Source organism: Nocardiopsis sp. iso_25, assembly GCF_056173305.1.
In genome coordinates, this window is sequence record NZ_CM149667.1 from 4,268,415 (window position 1) to 4,286,778 (window position 18,364).

The following is an 18,364-nucleotide window of genomic DNA, read 5'->3' on the forward strand; positions in this document are numbered from 1 at the left end:
CCGTCCCCGGAGGCGGACGCGGACGGCCCCGGAGGCCCGGGAGGGCCCGCCCTGCGGGGAATCCGGACGCCGCACCCGGCGGCTTCGGTACGCTCCGCACACGCTTTTTTGCTGAATGTCCCGATTTTGGAGTTTAGTCAGCTTTCTGGTGTTCCCCCTTGGCCTGTCCGGCCTCAGTCTGGAAAGCGGGGAAAACGCCCGGTGGTTCCACGCGCTCCCGCGCCTCGCGGACAGCGTCGACCCGCGACCGCCCGCACGGCGTCGGACTCCCCGAACCAAGCCACGAAGGGAAACCCACAGTCATGCAGAAGAAGACCCTGCGCCGCATCGCCATCACGGCCGTCGCCGCACCCGCCCTGGCGTTCGGGGCTCCGGCCCTGGCCTCGGCGGACGCGTACTACGAGGCGGAGTCCAGCGGCGCCAACTCCCACGGGGCCTACAACTACGAACTCGAGGCCTTCGCCGGTGACGGCAAGTCCTGGTTCGAGGAGTCCTTCAACGTCGCCGGCGAGGGCGGCGCCTACTCCTCCAGCACGGAGAGCGGCGCCGGCTAAGGGTCGCAGACTCCCACGAAGGCTCCCGGTGCCGCACGGCGGCGCCGGGAGTCCGCGTGTCCGGGGCGGGACGGTCGCCGCGGCGCCCCGGACGCCCCGCCTCCGCACATGCGGGGTCGCGGCCGCCCGGAATCCCGGCGGGTTCCAGGAGGCGGGCCCGCCTCCGCACACGCGGGGGTCGCGCGCCGGTGGTGCCCGGTCCCGCGGCGCCCGGGCGCCGGCCCCGGACACATGGGGGCCGACGTGGGGCCCCGGTGGGGGTGAGATGTCCGGGATTTACCCTCCGTGGCAGCCGCGAGCCCCCTCGCGGACGCACCCCGGGGACTCCCCCGCACGTCCGGCCGAGCGGAACCCGCGCCAGCGCGCGGATGCCGCCGCCGACCCGGCTCGCCTTCGGCGCCGCGCACGCGTCGGGGGCGCGACATCCCGATTTTGGTGTTTGCGCAGGTCCCCAGTGTTCCCTCTTGGGCTGCCCCGGCGTCAGGATGAACGAGGAAGACAAAAAGGACGAAAGGGACGTAGTCCGGTGGCGCCGGACGTCCGGCGCCGCGCCGACGGCGCGGCCGGAGACGACGGCACCCGCACGGGCGCTCCCCGCACCGAGCTTCGAAGGGAACCCACCGCCATGCAGAGGAAGACCCTGCGCCGCTTCGCGTTCACCGTCGTCGCCGCACCCGTCCTGGCCCTCGGGGCTCCGGCCCTGGCCTCGGCGGACAGCTACTACTCGTCCAGCTGGTCGGGGGCGGGTTCCGACGGGGCGTACAGCTACGTGGTCAAGTCCGGCAGCGGCCACGGCCACGGGCACGGCCACAGCTGGTACTACCACTCCTGGTCGCACGCCGGTCCCCACGGGGCCTACCACTCCAGTGTCAGCAGCGGCAGCCACTGACACACCGGACGCGAGGGACGACTCCCGGCGCCGCACGGCGGCACCGGGAGTCCGCGTGTGCGGGGCGGATCGCCCCGGGGTCCGGGACGGTCCGCCCCGGACACGGACCGGTCCCCCGCGGCCTCCTCGGCTGCGGGGGACCGGGACCAGCTCCGGACCAGGGCCCGGCGTCAGCCGGTCGGGTTCTCCCGGCCGGGCTCGACGAAGGCCTTGAAGCGCTTCATGTCGCCCTTGGCGCGGGTCTTGACCAGCCCGAGCTTGTCCCCGAGCTGCTCGACCACGCCCTCCGGGACGGTCTTGAGCTGGAGGGTGATCCTGCTGCTGGTGTCGGACAGGCGGTGGAAGGTCACCACCCCCGCGTGGGTCGTGCCGTCCGTGGTCTTCCAGGCGATCCGCTCCCCGGGGACCTGTTCGGTGACCACGGCCTCGAACTCCCTCTTCTGGCCGCCGATCTCGATGGTCCAGAGCATGTGCCCGTCACCGGTGCGGACGACCTTGTCGACCCCCTCCATGAAGGAGGGGAACTCCTCGAACCGCGTCCACTGGGCGTAGGCGGCGGTGACCGGGACGTCGACCTCCACCGTCTCGATGATCTCTGACATTGATCCGGTTCCTTCGCCGTAGGTTGCGTTCGTTCCCTACCCGTGCCGCTACCCGAGCCGACGCGGGCAAACCGCGATGGCTATACCTTTTCGTTACCTTCCGCGGCAGGGTGGGAACGCGAACGGGGCCGCCACCGTCGCTCGGACGGTGGCGGCCCCGCGAAGCCGCGTAGGGCGTCCGCGCACGGGTCCACCCGCGCGCGGACCCGCCTACTTGGCGATCAGCTGGCGCAGCACGTACTGCAGGATGCCGCCGTTGCGGTAGTAGTCGGCCTCACCGGGGGTGTCGATGCGCACCACGGCGTCGAACTCCACGCCGGTGTCGGTGCTGACCTTCACCGTGGCCGGGGTGGCGCCCTCGTTCAGCTCGGTCACGCCGGTGATGGAGAAGGTCTCCTCGCCGGTCAGGCCGAGGGAGTCGGCGGACTGGCCCTCGGGGAACTGGAGGGGCAGGACGCCCATCCCGATCAGGTTCGAGCGGTGGATGCGCTCGTAGGACTCGGTGATGACCGCGCGCACGCCCAGCAGGCTGGTGCCCTTGGCCGCCCAGTCGCGCGAGGAGCCGGAGCCGTACTCCTTGCCGCCCAGGACCACCAGCGGCGTGCCCTGCTCGGCGTAGTTGCGCGCGGCGTCGTAGATGAACGACACCGGGCCCTCGGGCTGGGTGAAGTCGCGGGTGTAGCCGCCCTCGGTGCCCGGCGCGATCTGGTTGCGCAGGCGGATGTTGGCGAACGTGCCCCGGATCATCACCTCGTGGTTGCCGCGGCGCGAACCGTAGGAGTTGAAGTCGCGGCGCTCCACACCGTTGGCCTTGAGGTACTCGGCCGCGGGGGTGCCCGGCTTGATGGCGCCGGCCGGGGAGATGTGGTCGGTGGTGACCGAGTCGCCCAGCTTGGCCAGCACCCGGGCGCCGGTGATGTCGGTGACCGGGGCCGGGGTGGTCTCCATGCCCTCGAAGTAGGGGGGCTTGCGGACGTAGGTCGACTCGCCCTCCCACTCGAAGGTGTTGCCCGTCGGGGTGGGCAGCGAGCGCCAGCGCTCGTCACCGGCGAACACGTCCGAGTACGCGGACTCGTACATGTCCGAGGCGATCGCGGAGTCCATGACCTGCTGGATCTCCTCGGCGCTGGGCCAGATGTCGGCCAGGAAGACGGGCTCGCCGTCCTTGTCGAGGCCCAGCGGCTCCGTGGTGATGTCCACGTCCAGCGATCCGGCCAGCGCGTAGGCGACCACCAGCGGCGGCGAGGCCAGGTAGTTCATCTTCACGTCCGGGTTGATCCGGCCCTCGAAGTTGCGGTTGCCGGACAGGACCGCGCTGACGGCCAGGTCGTTGTCCTGGACGGCCTGGGAGATCTCCTCCGGCAGCGGGCCGGAGTTGCCGATGCAGGTGGTGCAGCCGTAGCCGACCAGGTTGAAGCCCAGCTTGTCCAGGTACGGGGTCAGGCCGGAGCGCTCGTAGTAGTCGGTGACGACCTTGGAGCCCGGGGCCATGGAGGTCTTGACCCACGGCTTGCGGGTCAGGCCCTTCTCCACCGCCTTCTTGGCCAGCAGGGCGGCGCCCAGCATGACCGAGGGGTTGGAGGTGTTGGTGCAGGAGGTGATCGCGGCGATCACCACGGCGCCGTGGTCGATCTCGGTCTCGGTGCCGTCCGCCATGGTGACCTTGACGGCCTTGTGCGGACGGGCGCCGTTGGCGGTCTGGGACGGGGCGTCCGAGGCCGGGAAGGACTCCTCGCCCGCCTCGTCGGTGCTGTCCTCGACGTAGTTGCGCACGTCGTGGCGCCAGGTGCTCTTGGCCTCCGACAGCGCGATGCGGTCCTGCGGGCGCTTGGGCCCGGCGATGGAGGGGACCACCTCGGCCAGGTCGAGCTCCAGGTACTCGGAGAACTCGGGCTCGTTGGCCGGGTCGTGCCAGAAGCCGTTGGCCTTGGCGTAGGCCTCGGTCAGGGCCACCTGCTGCTCGGAGCGGCCGGTCAGCTTCATGTACCGGATGGTCTCGTCGTCGATCGGGAAGATCGCGGCGGTGGAGCCGAACTCCGGGCTCATGTTGCCGATGGTGGCGCGGTTGGCCAGCGGCACGGAGGCCACGCCCTCGCCGTAGAACTCGACGAACTTGCCGACCACGCCGTGCTGGCGCAGCATCTCGGTGATGGTGAGCACCAGGTCGGTGGCGGTGGTGCCGGGCTGGAGCTCACCGGTCAGCTTGAAGCCGACCACGCGCGGGATGAGCATGGAGATCGGCTGGCCGAGCATGGCGGCCTCGGCCTCGATGCCGCCCACGCCCCAGCCCAGGATGCCCAGGCCGTTCTGCATGGTGGTGTGCGAGTCGGTGCCGACGCAGGTGTCGGGGTAGGCCTGGCCGCCCCGGCTCATGGTGACGCGCGCCAGGTGCTCGATGTTGGCCTGGTGCACGATGCCGGTGCCGGGCGGGACGACCTTGAACTCGTCGAAGGCGGTCTGGCCCCAGCGCAGGAACTTGTAGCGCTCGTAGTTGCGCTCGTACTCGATCTCGACGTTGCGCTCGAAGGCGTCGGGGCGACCGAAGAGGTCGACGACGACGGAGTGGTCGATCACCAGCTCGGCGGGGGCGAGCGGGTTGATCTTGTCCGGGTCGCCGCCCATGTCGCGCACGGCCTCGCGCATGGTGGCGAGGTCGACGACGCAGGGGACGCCGGTGAAGTCCTGCATGATCACCCGCGCGGGGGTGAACTGGATCTCCTGGCTGGGCTGGGCCTTGGGGTCCCAGCCGCCCAGGGCCCGGATGTGGTCGGCGGTGACGTTCGCACCGTCCTCGGTGCGCAGGAGGTTCTCCAGCAGCACCTTCAGGCTGTAGGGAAGCCGCCTGGAACCCTCAACGGTCTCCAGACGGAAGATCTCGTACGACTCGTCGCCAACGCGCAACGTGTCACGGGCGCCGAAGCTGTTCGCGGACACGGTGTCTGCCTCCTGATCTCGCCACTTACGTTCCCAGCATCCTCCCCCATGGGGCGGACGCGGGACCTACTGAGGCCGCCCTGACCGGTTGCCGGGGGCGAAGGGCCGCGGGGGTGACCTCCGCCTGCCTCCCGGCCTCCGTCAGGCCCGCCGTGGCCTGCGGCGACACCACTCGCCACCGGCCGGGCGGCCCACTGGTAGCGGGCGCCCACGTTGTCCGGCCCGGGTGCGCTCAAGCGGTCAACTTCACACATCCGAACCGGGAGCGGGCCGAGGGGAACCCCGCTGTTATCTTGATGTCAAGGTATCTAACTTGTATCTCGATATCAAGTTATCGGGCGGTCGCCAACGGTCCGCGACCGCCCCCGACTGAACCTCTTCGGGGCTCCGCTCCGCTCCCGTGTTCAGTCGCCCGCGGATCAGTCCAGCTGCGGCGCGACCTGCGACGCCACCAGCTCCAGGTGGTCCAGGTCCGACATGTCCAGCATCTGGAGGTACATGCGCTCGGCGCCCGCCTCGGCGAAGCGGCCGATCCTGTCCACCAGCTCGCCGGGGGTGCCCGCCAGGCCGTTCTCCCGCAGCTCGGGGACCTCGCGGCCGATCCGCTCGGCCCGCCGGGCCACCTCCGCCTCGTCCCTGCCCACGCACAGGACCTGCGCGGCGGAGTAGACCATCGGCGCGCTGCGCCCCGAGGCCCGCACGGCGGCCCGGGTCCGCTCGAAGGCTGCCGAGGTGTCCTCGACCGAACTGAAGGGCACGTTGTACTCGTCGGCGTACTTGGCGGCCAGGCGCGGCGTGCGCTTGGGTCCGGTGCCGCCGATCAGCACCGGCGGACGCGGGCCCTGCTGAGGCTTGGGCAGGGCGGGCCCCTCCGCCAGGCGGTAGTGCTTGCCCTCGTAGCGGAAGGACTCCCCCACCGGGGTCGCCCACAGTCCGGTGATGATGTCCAGCTGCTCCTCGTAGCGGTCGAAGCGCTCGCGGGCGGTGGCGGGGAAGGGGATCCCGTAGACCGCGTGCTCCTCCTCGAACCAGCCCGAGCCGAAGCCGAACTCCACCCGGCCGTCGCTCATGCGGTCGACCTGGGCGACGGAGATCGCCAGGGGCGCGGGGTGGCGGAAGGTCGCCGCGGTCATCAGCGTGCCCAGGCGGATGCGGGAGGTGTCCCGGGCGAGCCCGGCGAGGGTGATCCAGGCGTCGGTGGGCCCGGGGAGGCCGCTGACGTGATCCCCCATGTGCAGATAGTGGTCGGACCGGAACAGAGCGTCGAAACCCAGGTCCTCGACGGCCCTGGCGACGGTGAGCTGGTCCTCGTAGGTGGCCCCCTGTTGGGGCTCAAGGAAGATCCTCAGACGCATAAGCCCCATTTTCTCCCACGCCGCGGACCAGACCGGAACCGCCGCGCGGTTACCGTGGAAAAGGCGCGTCCGCGCCCCGCCCGTCCGCCGAACCGAAACGCGCCCCCTCGACGTGAAACTGTTCCGCCGTGCGCCCTCCTACGACCCGGACAGCACCGACCCGGTGCTGCTGGCCGCCGTCGCCGCGGGCGAGACCCGCGCGCTGGAGTTCCTGCACCGCAGGCACGCCACCTGGCTGCGGGCCCGGCTGCGCTACCGGTGCTCCGATCCCGACCAGCTCGACGCCGCCCTCCAGGAGACCTTCCTGGCCGTGTGGAGGAACGCGGGCTCCTTCACCCCCCGCCCCGGCGACACCGACGCCGGGGCCTGGCTGTGGACCATCGCGATCCGCCAACTCATCTCCCAGCTGCGCAAGCGCGCCAACCGCTGGATCGCCGACAGCGACACCGAACCCTACGAGACCATCGGTGACGCCTCCGCCGAGGACACCGTGCTGCTCAACATCGAGCACGGCCCGCTGGGCGCCGCCCTGCACTCCCTCTCGCCGGAGCTGCGCTCGGCCATCCAGGCCACCGTGCTCGACGGGCTCACCGTCCGGGAGGCCGCGCAGATCCTCCAGATCCCTGATGGGACCGTCAAGACACGGGTCATGCGCGCCAAAGCGCGACTACGAAGAACATTGACATGAGAAGGAACGTGCGGCTTCCCACCTGTGGCGCCACTGGTCTGGGGTCAGCCAAGGCCCTGCCGTGCTGCTCCTCTAACGCAGCCAGACGTCGGGATTTGGCGAACCACTCCTGCCTCGTACGGTATCCGCCTGGGGCATGCCGGGTCCCTTTCTCACCAACCGACTGTGATAGTCGGTGCCGTAGGGTGTCGATGCTCGTTCGAAGGCGCTGCAGGTGGGCGAGGTGGCTGCGTCGGGCTAGCGCCCACTGCTCGTTGGAGGCCTTGGTGACAGCCCCAGCCCATCGCGACGACGAAGTAAGGGTCAGATCCCTTTTACGGGCGGCCCAGGAGTCCTTGCCGTGGCCAGTACCGTCAGCGCAGCGAATGGCCAGGTCCTTGGAGGCCAACGACCCCAGGTGCGTGCCAACAACGCGCAGCACGGCCTCGTCTTGGTGGGTGAGGTCTGTGAGTCGATCGCGAGTGGAGACCCCGGTCGGCGCAGGGGCGAGGCAAGGCTCCTGAATCAACCGTAGTCGTTGCGTGCTGGCCTGAGACACCTGTACTCACCACCTGCTGGCCGTCCGCGTTCCGTCACCGTGTTCGACACGACAACAACGAGGTCCGGAGACACGTGTGCGGAGAATCGGAGAACTTTTCGAGCCCGGCCTGGAGGACGCCTACCTGCTGCTCACCGGCGTGGAACAGGGCGACCGGGGAGCCCCGTCCGGCACGCGGTCGGCGCCGGACCGGCGGAAGGGGCGCCCGCAGGTCGGGAGGCCGCCGCCCCGGACCGGAACGCCGCCCGCACAGGCGCAGCGCGGAGGCGCGCCGCCCGGAACACGGCCACGTTCGCCCGCCTGACCTGGTTCAACACGCTCCGTCTGGCCCGCAACCCGGTCCTGGCCCCGGGCGTCCTCGTGGGCCTGTACCTGCTCGTGGCCCCGGACTGGGCTGGCCGGTCGGCCACCCTGGAGGGCTGGTACGACAACGCCAACTCCGCCGCGTCGGCCGTGGGCGCGATGCTGTTCGCCGTGGTCGCCTTCCCCGCCATGCGCGAGGCCCGCTACTCCCCCCGCCTGGTCTCCCCGGTGGACCTGGAGCTCTCCCTGGCCCTGGCCGACCTGCCCGAGGAACGGGTGAGCCGCGTCCTGGAGCGGAACTGGGAGAGGCTGACCGACCCGCGCACGACCAGCCCGGAGCTGGCCCGGCTGCTGGACACGCCGCTGCGGGAGAACTCGACCGAACCCGCCGACCCCGGGGACTGGCTGCGGCTCTACCCGCAGCACCAGTACCACACCTACGAGGACCCGGGGTGGTACGCCCAGCCCGTGTGCGGCTGAGCCCCGACCGGGTTATCGAATTACCTATGCCCCGCGCTCTGGTCCGGCCACGCCCTCCTCCCTAGGCTTCCGGGCACGCCGCACCAGAAACGAGGCCACTCCCCGTGCGCAGAATCCCGGCGGCACTCGCCGCCCTCCCCCTCCTGACCGCGGTCCTGACCCCCGCCGCACCCGCGGCGGCCGACACCTCCCCCTCCGAGGCGGAGGTGGTGCCGATCCAGGTCACCGGCGACCCCTCCGAACGCTTCAACCTGGTCATCCTCGGCGACGGCTACACCGCGGAGGAGATGCCGCTCTTCCGCGAGCAGCTCGACCAGCACCTCAACGTGCAGTGGAGCATCGAGCCCTTCCGCACCTACCGCAACTACCTGAACGTGTACGCGGTGCAGACGCCCTCGGCCGAGTCGGGCGTGGACTGCGACCCGGCACGTGAGGACCAGGAACGCGACACCGCCCTGGACATGGGCTTCTTCAACGGCTGCGACCCCGAAGCCCTGGAACGGCTGCTGACCGTGGACGAGGAGGCCGCCGGGGCCGCGGCCGACCTGGTGCCCGGGGTGAGCGCGGACAACCGGCAGATCCTGGCGCTGGCCAACAGCGGCACCTACGGGGGACGCGGCGGCGCCACCGCCACCGCCTCCTCGGGCAACGCCCTGTCCGCGCTGATCAGCCCGCACGAGCTCGGGCACTCCCTGGGAGGGCTCCAGGACGAGTACCCGTACTACTTCCGCGACACGAGCCTGGGCCGCTACACGGGAGGGGAACCCGACTCGGCCCACCACACCCTGATGTCGTCGCAGGAGATGCTCGACCGGCGGGAGAAGTGGTGGCGCTGGCTCGGCGAGGAGAGCGAGGCGGGCGGGACCATCGGCGCCGCCGACCCCGACGGCAACGAGGGCGGGCTGTACCACTCCGAGGGCGTGTGGCGCCCCAGTGAGCACTCCATGCTCAAGTCGCTGGGCTACTACTTCGACCAGGTCGCCCGGGAGGTCATGGTCCAGCGGATCTCCGGCCTGCGCGACCGGGGCGAGATGCCGGTGTCCTCCACGCCCGAGGGCGAGGTGGGGCCCGAGGACGCCGTGTGGGTGGAGGGCCCCCACCCCGTCTTCCACGAACTGGAGTACACCTGGTCGGTGGACGGCGAGGAACTGCCCGAGGCGGCGGGCTCGCGCGCCCTGGACCTGTCCGGGCTCGACCTCGACGAGGGGGCGAGGGTGGGCGTGCGCGTGAAGGACCCCACCGGCTTCGTCCGCGATCCGCTCATCCGAGAGTCCGCCGCCCTGACGCAGACGCGCTCCTGGACCGTCGGGGAACCGCTGCCCGCGGACGCGGGCGCCGTGGAGTTCACCCGCTTCCGCGACACCGCGCGCGCCGTCGGCGGCGACGAGGTGGTCTACGCCGAGACCTCCCGCCCCACCGACCGGGTGCTGGACGTGTCCTGGACCCTGGACGGTCGCGAGGTGTCCACCTCCGCCGACGGGCGCACCCTGGACCTGAGCGAGGTCGCCCCCGGCGCGGGCACGCACACGCTGACCGCCACGGTCACCGACCCGGCCGACCCTGGCGGGGACTCCCAGACCCTGGTCTGGGAGGTGGACAACACCGCACCCACCGCGCCGCGCGGGCTGTCCGAGCCCGCCGCCACCGCCGGGGAGGACCACCACATCCACCTCAACGCGTTCTCCATGCGGCTCTCGCCGAGCGACGACGGCGGGGGCCACGTCGTCGGGGAGTTCCGCGTCGACGGTGACGGCTGGCACCACTACTACGGCTGGCCCGACGACCCCGGGGCGCCGTTCAGGTTCACCCCGGACGGCACCGACGTCGACGACCTCGTCTACGGCAGCCTGGGCGGCGGCGGGCTGTCCACGGCGGTGTTCGAGGTCGACGGACACGAACCGGGCTGGGGGACGCACACGGTGGAGCACCGCGCCATCGACGCGGCGGGCAACACCGGCTCCCCCGACTCCTTCCGCGCGACCGTCGTCCCTGCGGCCGACCCCGAGTGCACCGAGACCGTCACCGGAACGGTGCGGGGCGGCCTGGACGTGGACTCGGGCGTGGTCTGCCTCGACGGGGCCGTGGTGAGCGGCGGCGTGGACGTGGCCGCGGGCGCCTCGCTCGTCGTGGACGGCGGGTCGCTGCGGGGCGGGCTGAACACCGACGGCGCCCACACCGTCCGGCTCATCGGCACCGAGGTCCGCGGCGCGGTGCGCGTCAGCGGGACCACCTCGGAGGTCATGGTCCTGGGATCGGAGCTGACGGGTTCGGTGAGCCTGCACGGCAACACCCAGGTCCCGTCCCCGACCTGGACCGGGGACGCCGGGGGCTACGGCCCGGTCCTGGCGGGCAACAGCGTCCGGGGCTCGCTGTCCTGCACCGGCAACAGCACGGCGATCGCCGACTTCGGCGCCGCCAACGACGTCACGGGCTCGGCCGCGGGGCAGTGCGCGCACCTGTGACCGGCCGTGCCGCGGGGGTGTGAGGCCCCGCCTCCCGCCCCGGCGGTCCCCCGCCGACTCCACCGGTGCGGTTCCGGGCCCGCGCGTCGGCGCTCGGGCCCGGGTCGGTCCGGCGGGGCCGGTGCGGCCCCGCCGGACCCCGGGGTCAGCCCTCCCGGTGGCGGCGGGCCGGGTGGACCGGCTCCAGCACCGCCAGGCACTCCACGTGGTGGGTCATCGGGAAGGCGTCGAACGCGCGAAGGTCCACCAGGCGGTAGTCGGCCCGCTCGAACGCGGCCAGGTCGCGGGCGAGCGTGGCGGGGTCGCACGAGACGTAGGCCACCCTGCGGGGACGCGTTCCGGTCAGGGAGCGCACCACCTCGGCGCCCGCACCGGCCCGGGGCGGGTCCAGCACGACCACGTCGGCGCGCACGTCCGCCCACTCGCGCAGCTGGGCGGCCACGTCGCCCTGCTCGATGCGGACCTGTTCCATGTCCTTGAGGTTGTACCGGGCGTCGCGCACGGCCTCGGCCCCGCTCTCCACGCCCATGGCGCGGCCCTCGGGGCCCACGGCGGCGGCCAGCGCGCCGGTGAACAGACCCGCCCCGCAGTACAGGTCCAGGGCGGTCTCGCCGGGCTTGGGCTCCAGGGCGTCCAGGACGGCGGCGGTGAGCACCTCGGCGGCGGCCGGGTGCACCTGCCAGAAGCCGCCCGCACTGACGCGGTACTCGCGGCCGTCGGCCCTCTCGCGCACGCCCCTGCGCCCGCGCACCTGCTGGACGCGGCCGCCCTTGAACCGGCGCAGCACCGCGCTGGAGGTGCCCAGCTCGGGCAGGGAGTCCAGCTTGGCCCCGGTCGGCGTGACGACGACGGCGCGGTCGGCGCAGGAGGCCGAGGCGACCGCCTCCACGTCGCGGACACCCTCCCAGCTGACGTCGGTCACGCCGAGCTCGGTCACGCCGGGGTGGGCGATGAGGCAGCGCTCGACGGGCTCGATGTCGTGGGAGCGGTGGCGGCGCAGTCCGGCGCGGCCGTCGGAGTCCACGGCGAAGCGCACGCGGGTGCGCCAGCCCAGGCCGTCGGGGGTGCCGGGCAGCTCCTCCACCTCGACCCGGCGGTCGATCCCGGCGATGCGCCGCAGCTGGTCGGCGACGACCTTGCCCTTGAGGGTCCGCTGGGCCCGCGGGGCGGCGTGCTGCCAGTCGCAGCCCCCGCACTTGCCGGGCCCTGCGGCCGGGCAGGGGGCCTGGACGCGGTCCGGGGAGGCCTGGAGGACCTCGACGGCGTCGCCTCTCAGGAAGCGGGAGGTCTGCTCGGTGACGCGGACGCGGACCCGCTCGCCGGGCAGGGCGTGGCGGACGAAGACCACCTGGTCCTCGTGGCGCCCCACGCACCAGCCCCCGTGCGCGACGTCGTCCACGGTCAGCTCGAAATCCTGTCCCACACGGTTCATGGCGGTCGTCCTCAGAGATGGTCGGGTCACATGACGGGTGACCCTGCGCGCACAGCCACCAACCGTTCCCAATCTACCTGGCGGAATCCGCCTCCCGGACGGGCCTGTGGACGGCCGGGGCGGCCGAGCGTGTCGGCCGCGTCTGTGCCAAGGTGTCACTGTGCGCACGCGTAACCACGGCGTGCGCGGCGGCTATCTCGACGGGAGTGCGGGCGAGGTGCACATCGTGATCATGGGGTGCGGCCGGGTGGGGTCCACCCTCGCGCACACCCTGGTTGACCTGGGGCACACGGTGGCGGTGATCGACCAGGACCCCGAGGCGTTCCGGCGTCTGCGCGGCTCCGTGGCCAAGCACGCGGTCCGGGGGCAGGGCCACGACCGGGAGGTCCTGCTCGCCGCCGGGATCGACCGCGCGGGGGCCTTCGCCGCGGTCAGCAACGGGGACAACTCCAACATCATCTCGGCGCGGGTGGCCCGTGAGGCCTTCGGCGTCGACAACGTGGTCGCGCGGATCTACGACCCCCGCCGGGCCGAGGTCTACCAGCGGCTGGGCATCCCCACGGTGGCGACGGTGCGCTGGACGGCCGACGCGGTCCTGCGCCGGATGGTGCCGGGCGACGGTCGGCTCACCACCGGGCCGGAGTGGCAGGACGCGTCCGGGACCCTGGCCATGAACGAGATGAACCTGCCGCCGGGGTGGGCGGGCCGCCGCGTCGCCGACCTGGAGGAGCGGGCGCCGGTGCGGGTGGTCTACCTGACCCGTGCGGGCCGGATCCTCCTGGCCGGTTCCGGTGAGCTTTTGGAGGAGGGCGACGTCCTGCACGTGGTCGCCCGCGGCCGCGACCTGGACGGGCTGCGGCTGGACGACGACGAGACGGGGCGTGGGTGAGATGCGGATCGCCATCGCGGGAGCCGGGAGCGTGGGGCGCTCCATCGCCACGGAGCTGGCGGGCAGCGGCCACGACGTGCTGCTGATCGACCGGGACACCCGCGCCATCGGCGTGGACGACCTGCCCCAGGTGGAGTGGCTGCTGGCCGACGCCTGCGAGCTGGCCACGCTGGAGGACGCCCGCCTGGAGGACTTCGACGTGGTGGTCGCGGCCAGCAGCGACGACAAGGTCAACCTGGTGGTGTCCCTGCTGTCCAAGACCGAGTTCGGGGTGGACCGGGTGATCGCCCGCATCAACGACCCCGACAACGAGTGGCTGTTCAACGAGTCCTGGGGTGTGGACCTGGCGGTCTCCCCGCCGCGGCTGATCGCCGACCTGGTCGAGGGGGTCCCCGAGGAGGAGCCGGGCGGGGAGGACTCCCTGCCGCCGCTGCCGGGGGCCGAGATCGCCGAGTCGGTGCTGCACGCCGCGAGCCCGTTCGCGGGCGGACCGGAGGGCGCGCTGGCGGAGTCGCTGCCGGAGGGGGTGGCGCTGGTGGCGGTGGTGGGCCCCGGCGGGGTGCGCCCGCCGGACCCCGACCGGACCCTGTCGGTGGGCGACACCGTGGTGTTCCTGGCCGAGCCCGAGGCCCTGGGCGCCCTGGAGTCCCTGCTGGGCTCGGCGGACGGCCCCGACCTCTAGGTCGTGTTCCCTGGAGCATTTCGGGCTCGCGTCCGCCGGGGCGCCGCCTCAGTCCGCCGTCTCCTCCCGGGCCGGGTGCCCCCGCTCCTCCAGCGGGGTGCGCCCCCGGGCCAGCACCCAGACCATGGCCGCGAACGCCGCGACCTGGAGCGGCCAGCCCATGGCGACCTTGGACAAGCCCAGCAGGGCGAAGGTGTCGGCCCAGCCGTAGTGGTCGGCCATCCACAGCGGGTACTGCACGAGCACGCGGATCACGCAGGGCAGGACCAGCAGCCAGGTCAGGCGTGAGGCCAGGGTGACCACGGCCGGGTTGGCGCGCCAGGAGGTGAAGTCCTCCTTGTCGCCGATGAACGGGCCGATCATCAGCCCGATCGCGGGCCAGCGCACCAGCACCGACAGGCTCAGCACCACGGCGTAGACGGCGTTGTAGATGATGCCCGGCAGGAAGGCGTCGGCGGCGTTGCCGCTGCGCATCGCGAAGACCGCGGCGATGCCGATGCCGAACAGGCTGGTGAGCACGTACTGCACCGAGGAGCGCTGCACGAGCCGGACCGCGCCCAGGACCAGGGCCGCGACCACGCCCAGGACGATCGAGAGCCGCAGTTCCGAGCTGACGATGTAGGAGACGGTGAAGGTCAGGGTGGGCACCGCCGCCTCGACCATGCCGCGCTTGCCGCCCAGCGCCTTGGCCAGCTGCGAGCGCACGAGCGCCTCGACCGTGTCCTCGGTGACCGCCGGGCGGTCCGCCGCCGTGGCGCCCCGGTCGGAGTCGCGCTCCCGGCTGGTGGCGTCCCCCGCGTCCGGGGTGTCCGCCGCGGCCGCCTCGGCCCTGTCGTCCGCCCCGGCGGCCGGGGCGGCCTCCTCGGCGGCCCGCTGGTGCTCAGTCATCCTGCTCCTGCTCGGGTTCGGTCGTGGGCGGTCGTCGCCGCGCGGGGCGTCCAACCCGGTTCCGCGCGCCGTGTCGGCCCAAGCCTATGTGACGTGCGACCGGTCGCGGGGTACGCGCGGTGGTCGCGCGGATGCGCTCCGCCCGCCTTTGTCCCCCTGGGTCCGGGCTTGTCGCGTGCGGCTTCTCACCCGGCGGCGCACCCTGGCGGCGGAGGAGGGCCGTTCCGTACGCTGGCGACCAGACACCGGAGCCGAGAGCGAGCAGGAGCCCATGCAGACGAGCACGTCCCCGCACCGGGACCATCTGGAGTTCGCCGCCGCGCTGGACCGGGTGCTGGCCCGGCCGGGGGAGTCGCACGTGTGGTCACCCCACTCGGTGGGCACGGTGCTGGCACTGCTGGCCACCGGCGCCCGGGAGCGCACCCTGGCCGAACTGGAGGCGCTGCTGGGCGCGGACGTGCGGGGCCAGCTGCAGGAGCTGGACGCGGCCGTGGCCGCCGAGCCCGGGCTCGACCTGGCCAGCCTCAACGGCCTGTACGTGCCCGCCGACCTGGAGGTCCTGCCGGGTTTCGCGTCCCGGGTGCGCGAGCGCGCCGGGGCCGAGGTGGAGAACGCCGACTTCGAGCACGACTCCGAGGGCGTGCGCTCACGGGTCAACGCCCGGGTGGCGGAGGTGACCCGCGGCCTGATCGAGGAGCTGCTCCCCGCGGGCAGCGTCCACCCGGGTGTGCGGCTGCTGCTGGTCAACGCGCTCTGGGTCAAGCTGGCCTGGCCCGACCCCTTCGACCCCGCCCGGACCCGGGACCGGGCCTTCCACACCCCGTCGGGCAGGCGGAAGGTGCCCACCATGCACCGTTCGGCCCGCCTGCCGCACGCGCGGGCCCGGGGGTGGGGCATGGTGAGCCTGGAGGGCGACCACGGCCTGACCCTGGACGTGCTGCTGCCCGACGAGCGCTCCGCCTCCCCCGCCCCGGTGACGGCCGACGCGCTCGCGGACCTGTACGGCCACCGCTCCTCCCAGCAGGTGGAACTGGCCCTGCCGCGCTTCAGGGTGGAGACCGACGCCTCCCTGCTCGAACCGCTGGCGGCCCTGGGCGTGCGCGACCTGGCCACGGACGAGGCCCGCTTCGACGGGATCAGCCCGGAACCGCTGCGCGCCGACGAGATCCTGCACCAGTCGGTGCTGCGGGTGGACGAGAAGGGCGCCGAGGGCGCCGCCGCGACCGCCGTGATGATGCTGCGGGCGGCCGCGGTCGCGCCGAGGCCGGTCCAGTTCACCGTGGACCGGCCGTTCGTGTTCGTGCTGCGCCGCGGCGGAGTGGTGCTGTTCCTGGGCCGCGTCACCGATCCCGTGGACCCGGGCCCCGCCTCCTGACCCCGCCGGGGCCGTACCGCCGCCCGCGCACGCGGGCGGCGGCTCAGACCTCGAACACCTCGAAGGCGGTGGCGAGGGGGACCCCGGCCCACTCCCCCGCCCGGGCGGCGGCCCGGGGCAGGAAGGACTTCTGGTCGAACCCCTCCAGGTCGGCCAGGTAGAGGGCGTGGGCGTCCAGCGACGCCACTCCCGCGGCCAGGTCGGCCTCGCCCAACTCGACGTAGTGGGCGGCCAGGGGCGAGGCGCCGAAGGCCACGAAGCGCACGCCCGACCACGGCTGGAGGCCCTCCTCCAGCTGCTCGCGGAACACCCACCGGTTGGCCGCGTCGCGGACCGCGTCCAGCAGGGCCGGGCCGAGCACCCGGTGGTCGGCGTGGTTGAGGGCGCTCGACCCCGCGAAGTGGTCGCGGAAGTTGATGGAGACGATCACGTCGGGGCGGTGGCGCCGGATCGCCCCGGCCAGCGCGGCGCGCAGCGGGATCCCGTACTCCAGGGTGCCGTCGGGGAAGTCGAGGAACTCCACGGTGCCCGCGCCGACCGCCGCCGCCGAGGCGCGCTGCTCAGCCATGCGCAGCGGCGCGCACTCCTCGGGGGCGATGGTGTCGATGCCCGCCTCGCCCCGGGTGACCAGCAGCTCCACCACGTCCTTGCCCTGGCCGGTCCAGCGGGCGATCGCGGAGGAGCTGCCGAACTCCAGGTCGTCGGGGTGGGCCACCACCGCCAGGGCCCGGTTCCAGTCCTCGGGGAGCGGGCGGGGCGCGCTGTTCTCCGTCGTCTGCGTCATGTGCCACAGACTACGGAAGACGGCGCGCCCCGCCCGGCGCCTCCCCGGTGACGCGGGTCCCGCTCCGTCCCGGAAGGGCCCCTACTCCCCCGAGCCGCCCGCGGCGCCGCCCGGCTGGCCGCCGTTCCCCCCGGACCCCGTGCCGGGCGCGGCGCCGTTGGGGGAGCGGCCCGCGTTGCCGCGCTGGGCCGCCTGCTGGGCGGCGCGCGCCTTGGCGGCCTCGGCCATCTTCTCCTGGATCTGCTTGGGCACGGTGATGGGCAGCAGCTCGCTGGGCGGCACAGGGTGGTCCCCGCGCACCACCACGATGTTGGCGAAGAGGTGCTCGACCTCGGCCATCACCTCGGGCTTGGAGGCGCCCTCGCCGCGGATCACGCCGCGCAGCACCCATCGCGGCCCGTCCACGCCGATGAAGCGCACCCGCTGGGCGAGCTGCTTGCCGTCCTCGGTCGTGCGGCCCTTGACCGGGACCAGGGCCTTGAGCTCGGGGCCGAAGGTGCCGTCGTGCTCCTCGGCCTTGCCGCCCTGCTTGACGACCTGCTCGCGCAGCTCCTCGCGCATCTCGGCCCACAGTCCGGAGGACTTGGGCGCGGCGAAGGGCTGCACCTGGAGGGCGCTCTTGCCGCGCACCAGGGTGACGCCGATGATCTTCTGCTTGCCCTGGGAGTCCTGGGCGACGTTGACCTGGATCTCGGTGCCCTGCTCCATGGGCAGCCGCATGCTGCCCAGGTCCATCCGCTCGGCCTCGGGAGCGTCCTCGGTGGAGTCCCACGGCCCGGAGGAGCGGTGGCGGTCCGCGTCCTTGGGCTGCTGCTCCCGGGAGCGCTCCGGCTCGATCTCGTTGCCGAAGGAGACCGCTCCGGCGGCGCCCTCGCGCCCGGGCTCGGCCCGCGTCCCCGTTCTCTCGGTCTCTTCGTCCCGCTTCTTGCGGCGGCGTCCGAACACGCCTTCACCTCTTCGCTTCCGTCGGTCCCGGATGACTCCGGGGATTCGGGGCGCCGTCACCGCTGTGCGGCGTGCCCCCCGGTCGAACCGAAACCACCCGTTCCCCGCACCGACTCCGGGAGGGAGTCGGCCTCGACGAACACCGCCCGTTCCACGCGCTGGACCACCAGCTGCGCGATCCGGTCTCCCCGGGTCAGCTTCACCGGGGTGTCCCTGTCGGTGTTGATCAGGGTCACCCTGATCTCGCCGCGGTACCCGGCGTCGACCGTGCCGGGCGCGTTGACGAGCGTGACCCCGCAGCGCGCCGCCAGGCCCGAGCGCGGGTGCACGAAGGCCGCGTACCCGTCGGGCAGGGCGATGGCCAGGCCGGTGGGGACCGTGGCCCGCTGCCCGGGCTCCAGGATGACGTCGACGGCGGTGTACAGGTCCGCGCCCGCGTCACCGGGATGGGCGTACTCGGGCAGGGGGAGGCCGGGGTCCAGGCGGTGGACCGTGACGGGGATCCGTCCGCCTTCCAGGGATGTGGTACTCACATCGGCCGAGCCTATCGCTCTCCGGGCGATG

General features: G+C 72.9%; 16 protein-coding genes. 8 read left to right on the forward strand and 8 right to left on the reverse strand.

From position 1 onward, the window contains the following. The first annotated feature begins 302 nt into the window (after positions 1-302). Both AC0VX6_RS18335 and AC0VX6_RS18340 read left to right on the forward strand, forming a co-directional pair. Positions 303-554, forward strand: coding sequence for a hypothetical protein (locus AC0VX6_RS18335; RefSeq protein ID WP_248771146.1), 252 nt, complete (start codon positions 303-305; stop codon positions 552-554). A gap of 625 nt (positions 555-1,179) precedes the next feature. Further along, positions 1,180-1,443: a hypothetical protein gene (locus AC0VX6_RS18340; RefSeq protein WP_274978179.1), complete on the forward strand. Its 264-nt coding sequence runs from the start codon at positions 1,180-1,182 to the stop codon at positions 1,441-1,443. A gap of 170 nt (positions 1,444-1,613) precedes the next feature. On the opposite strand, the gene AC0VX6_RS18345 is transcribed toward AC0VX6_RS18340, so the two are convergent. From AC0VX6_RS18345 to AC0VX6_RS18355, 3 genes are all read right to left on the reverse strand, one after another. After that, positions 1,614-2,045: an SRPBCC family protein gene (locus AC0VX6_RS18345; protein ID WP_013153883.1), complete on the reverse strand. Its 432-nt coding sequence runs from the start codon at positions 2,043-2,045 to the stop codon at positions 1,614-1,616. Between the two features lie 210 nt (positions 2,046-2,255). After that, positions 2,256-4,979, reverse strand: a complete 2,724-nt coding sequence (gene acnA, locus AC0VX6_RS18350; RefSeq protein ID WP_274973900.1) for an aconitate hydratase AcnA — start codon at positions 4,977-4,979, stop codon at positions 2,256-2,258. 419 nt (positions 4,980-5,398) lie between these two features. After that, positions 5,399-6,334: an LLM class F420-dependent oxidoreductase gene (locus AC0VX6_RS18355; protein ID WP_475465386.1), complete on the reverse strand. Its 936-nt coding sequence runs from the start codon at positions 6,332-6,334 to the stop codon at positions 5,399-5,401. A 112-nt stretch (positions 6,335-6,446) separates the two neighbouring features. On the opposite strand from AC0VX6_RS18355, the gene AC0VX6_RS18360 reads away from it, so the two are divergent. From AC0VX6_RS18360 to AC0VX6_RS18370, 3 genes are all read left to right on the forward strand, one after another. Continuing rightward, positions 6,447-7,022 (forward strand): RNA polymerase sigma factor, encoded by a 576-nt coding sequence (locus AC0VX6_RS18360; RefSeq protein WP_475465387.1) that lies wholly within the window; start codon positions 6,447-6,449, stop codon positions 7,020-7,022. A gap of 898 nt (positions 7,023-7,920) precedes the next feature. Next, positions 7,921-8,343, forward strand: coding sequence for a hypothetical protein (locus tag AC0VX6_RS18365; protein WP_475465388.1), 423 nt, complete (start codon positions 7,921-7,923; stop codon positions 8,341-8,343). A gap of 104 nt (positions 8,344-8,447) precedes the next feature. Continuing rightward, the gene (locus AC0VX6_RS18370) at positions 8,448-10,805 is read left to right on the forward strand and encodes a M64 family metallopeptidase (protein WP_475465390.1); all 2,358 of its coding nucleotides are present in this window, start codon (positions 8,448-8,450) and stop codon (positions 10,803-10,805) included. 145 nt (positions 10,806-10,950) lie between these two features. Here AC0VX6_RS18370 and AC0VX6_RS18375 read toward each other — a convergent pair whose 3' ends face one another. Beyond that, positions 10,951-12,237, reverse strand: a complete 1,287-nt coding sequence (locus AC0VX6_RS18375) for a class I SAM-dependent RNA methyltransferase (RefSeq protein WP_475465391.1) — start codon at positions 12,235-12,237, stop codon at positions 10,951-10,953. Positions 12,238-12,454: 217 nt separating this feature from the next. On the opposite strand from AC0VX6_RS18375, the gene AC0VX6_RS18380 reads away from it, so the two are divergent. Next, positions 12,455-13,126: a potassium channel family protein gene (locus AC0VX6_RS18380; RefSeq protein WP_274978180.1), complete on the forward strand. Its 672-nt coding sequence runs from the start codon at positions 12,455-12,457 to the stop codon at positions 13,124-13,126. After that, positions 13,119-13,808: a potassium channel family protein gene (locus AC0VX6_RS18385; protein WP_274973907.1), complete on the forward strand. Its 690-nt coding sequence runs from the start codon at positions 13,119-13,121 to the stop codon at positions 13,806-13,808. The genes AC0VX6_RS18380 and AC0VX6_RS18385 overlap by 8 nt, the downstream gene beginning before the upstream one ends. Positions 13,809-13,856: 48 nt before the next feature. On the opposite strand, the gene AC0VX6_RS18390 is transcribed toward AC0VX6_RS18385, so the two are convergent. Beyond that, on the reverse strand, positions 13,857-14,696 hold the full coding sequence (locus tag AC0VX6_RS18390; RefSeq protein WP_274973908.1) for a DUF3159 domain-containing protein: 840 nt from the start codon (positions 14,694-14,696) through the stop codon (positions 13,857-13,859). Positions 14,697-14,967: 271 nt separating this feature from the next. Here AC0VX6_RS18390 and AC0VX6_RS18395 point away from each other — a divergent pair, with 271 nt between their 5' ends. After that, entirely contained in the window at positions 14,968-16,071 is a 1,104-nt protein-coding gene (locus tag AC0VX6_RS18395; protein ID WP_475465393.1) for a serpin family protein, read from the forward strand. A 43-nt stretch (positions 16,072-16,114) separates the two neighbouring features. On the opposite strand, the gene AC0VX6_RS18400 is transcribed toward AC0VX6_RS18395, so the two are convergent. From AC0VX6_RS18400 to dut, 3 genes are all read right to left on the reverse strand, one after another. Continuing rightward, a complete protein-coding gene (locus AC0VX6_RS18400; RefSeq protein WP_274973910.1) occupies positions 16,115-16,855 on the reverse strand; it encodes a PIG-L deacetylase family protein in 741 nt (246 codons plus the stop codon). A gap of 81 nt (positions 16,856-16,936) precedes the next feature. After that, on the reverse strand, positions 16,937-17,800 hold the full coding sequence (locus AC0VX6_RS18405; RefSeq protein ID WP_274973911.1) for a DUF3710 domain-containing protein: 864 nt from the start codon (positions 17,798-17,800) through the stop codon (positions 16,937-16,939). Between the two features lie 56 nt (positions 17,801-17,856). After that, positions 17,857-18,333 (reverse strand): dUTP diphosphatase, encoded by a 477-nt coding sequence (gene dut, locus AC0VX6_RS18410; protein ID WP_475465395.1) that lies wholly within the window; start codon positions 18,331-18,333, stop codon positions 17,857-17,859. Positions 18,334-18,364: the final 31 nt, after the last annotated feature.

Coding starts and splice junctions, on each gene's coding strand:
- AC0VX6_RS18335 (WP_248771146.1), top strand. CDS start 303: ATGCAGAAGAAGACCCTGCGCCGCATCGCCATCACGGCCGTCGCCGCA.
- AC0VX6_RS18340 (WP_274978179.1), top strand. CDS start 1,180: ATGCAGAGGAAGACCCTGCGCCGCTTCGCGTTCACCGTCGTCGCCGCA.
- AC0VX6_RS18345 (WP_013153883.1), bottom strand. CDS start 2,045: ATGTCAGAGATCATCGAGACGGTGGAGGTCGACGTCCCGGTCACCGCC.
- AC0VX6_RS18355 (WP_475465386.1), bottom strand. CDS start 6,334: ATGCGTCTGAGGATCTTCCTTGAGCCCCAACAGGGGGCCACCTACGAG.
- AC0VX6_RS18375 (WP_475465391.1), bottom strand. CDS start 12,237: ATGAACCGTGTGGGACAGGATTTCGAGCTGACCGTGGACGACGTCGCG.
- AC0VX6_RS18390 (WP_274973908.1), bottom strand. CDS start 14,696: ATGACTGAGCACCAGCGGGCCGCCGAGGAGGCCGCCCCGGCCGCCGGG.
- AC0VX6_RS18395 (WP_475465393.1), top strand. CDS start 14,968: ATGCAGACGAGCACGTCCCCGCACCGGGACCATCTGGAGTTCGCCGCC.
- AC0VX6_RS18400 (WP_274973910.1), bottom strand. CDS start 16,855: ATGACGCAGACGACGGAGAACAGCGCGCCCCGCCCGCTCCCCGAGGAC.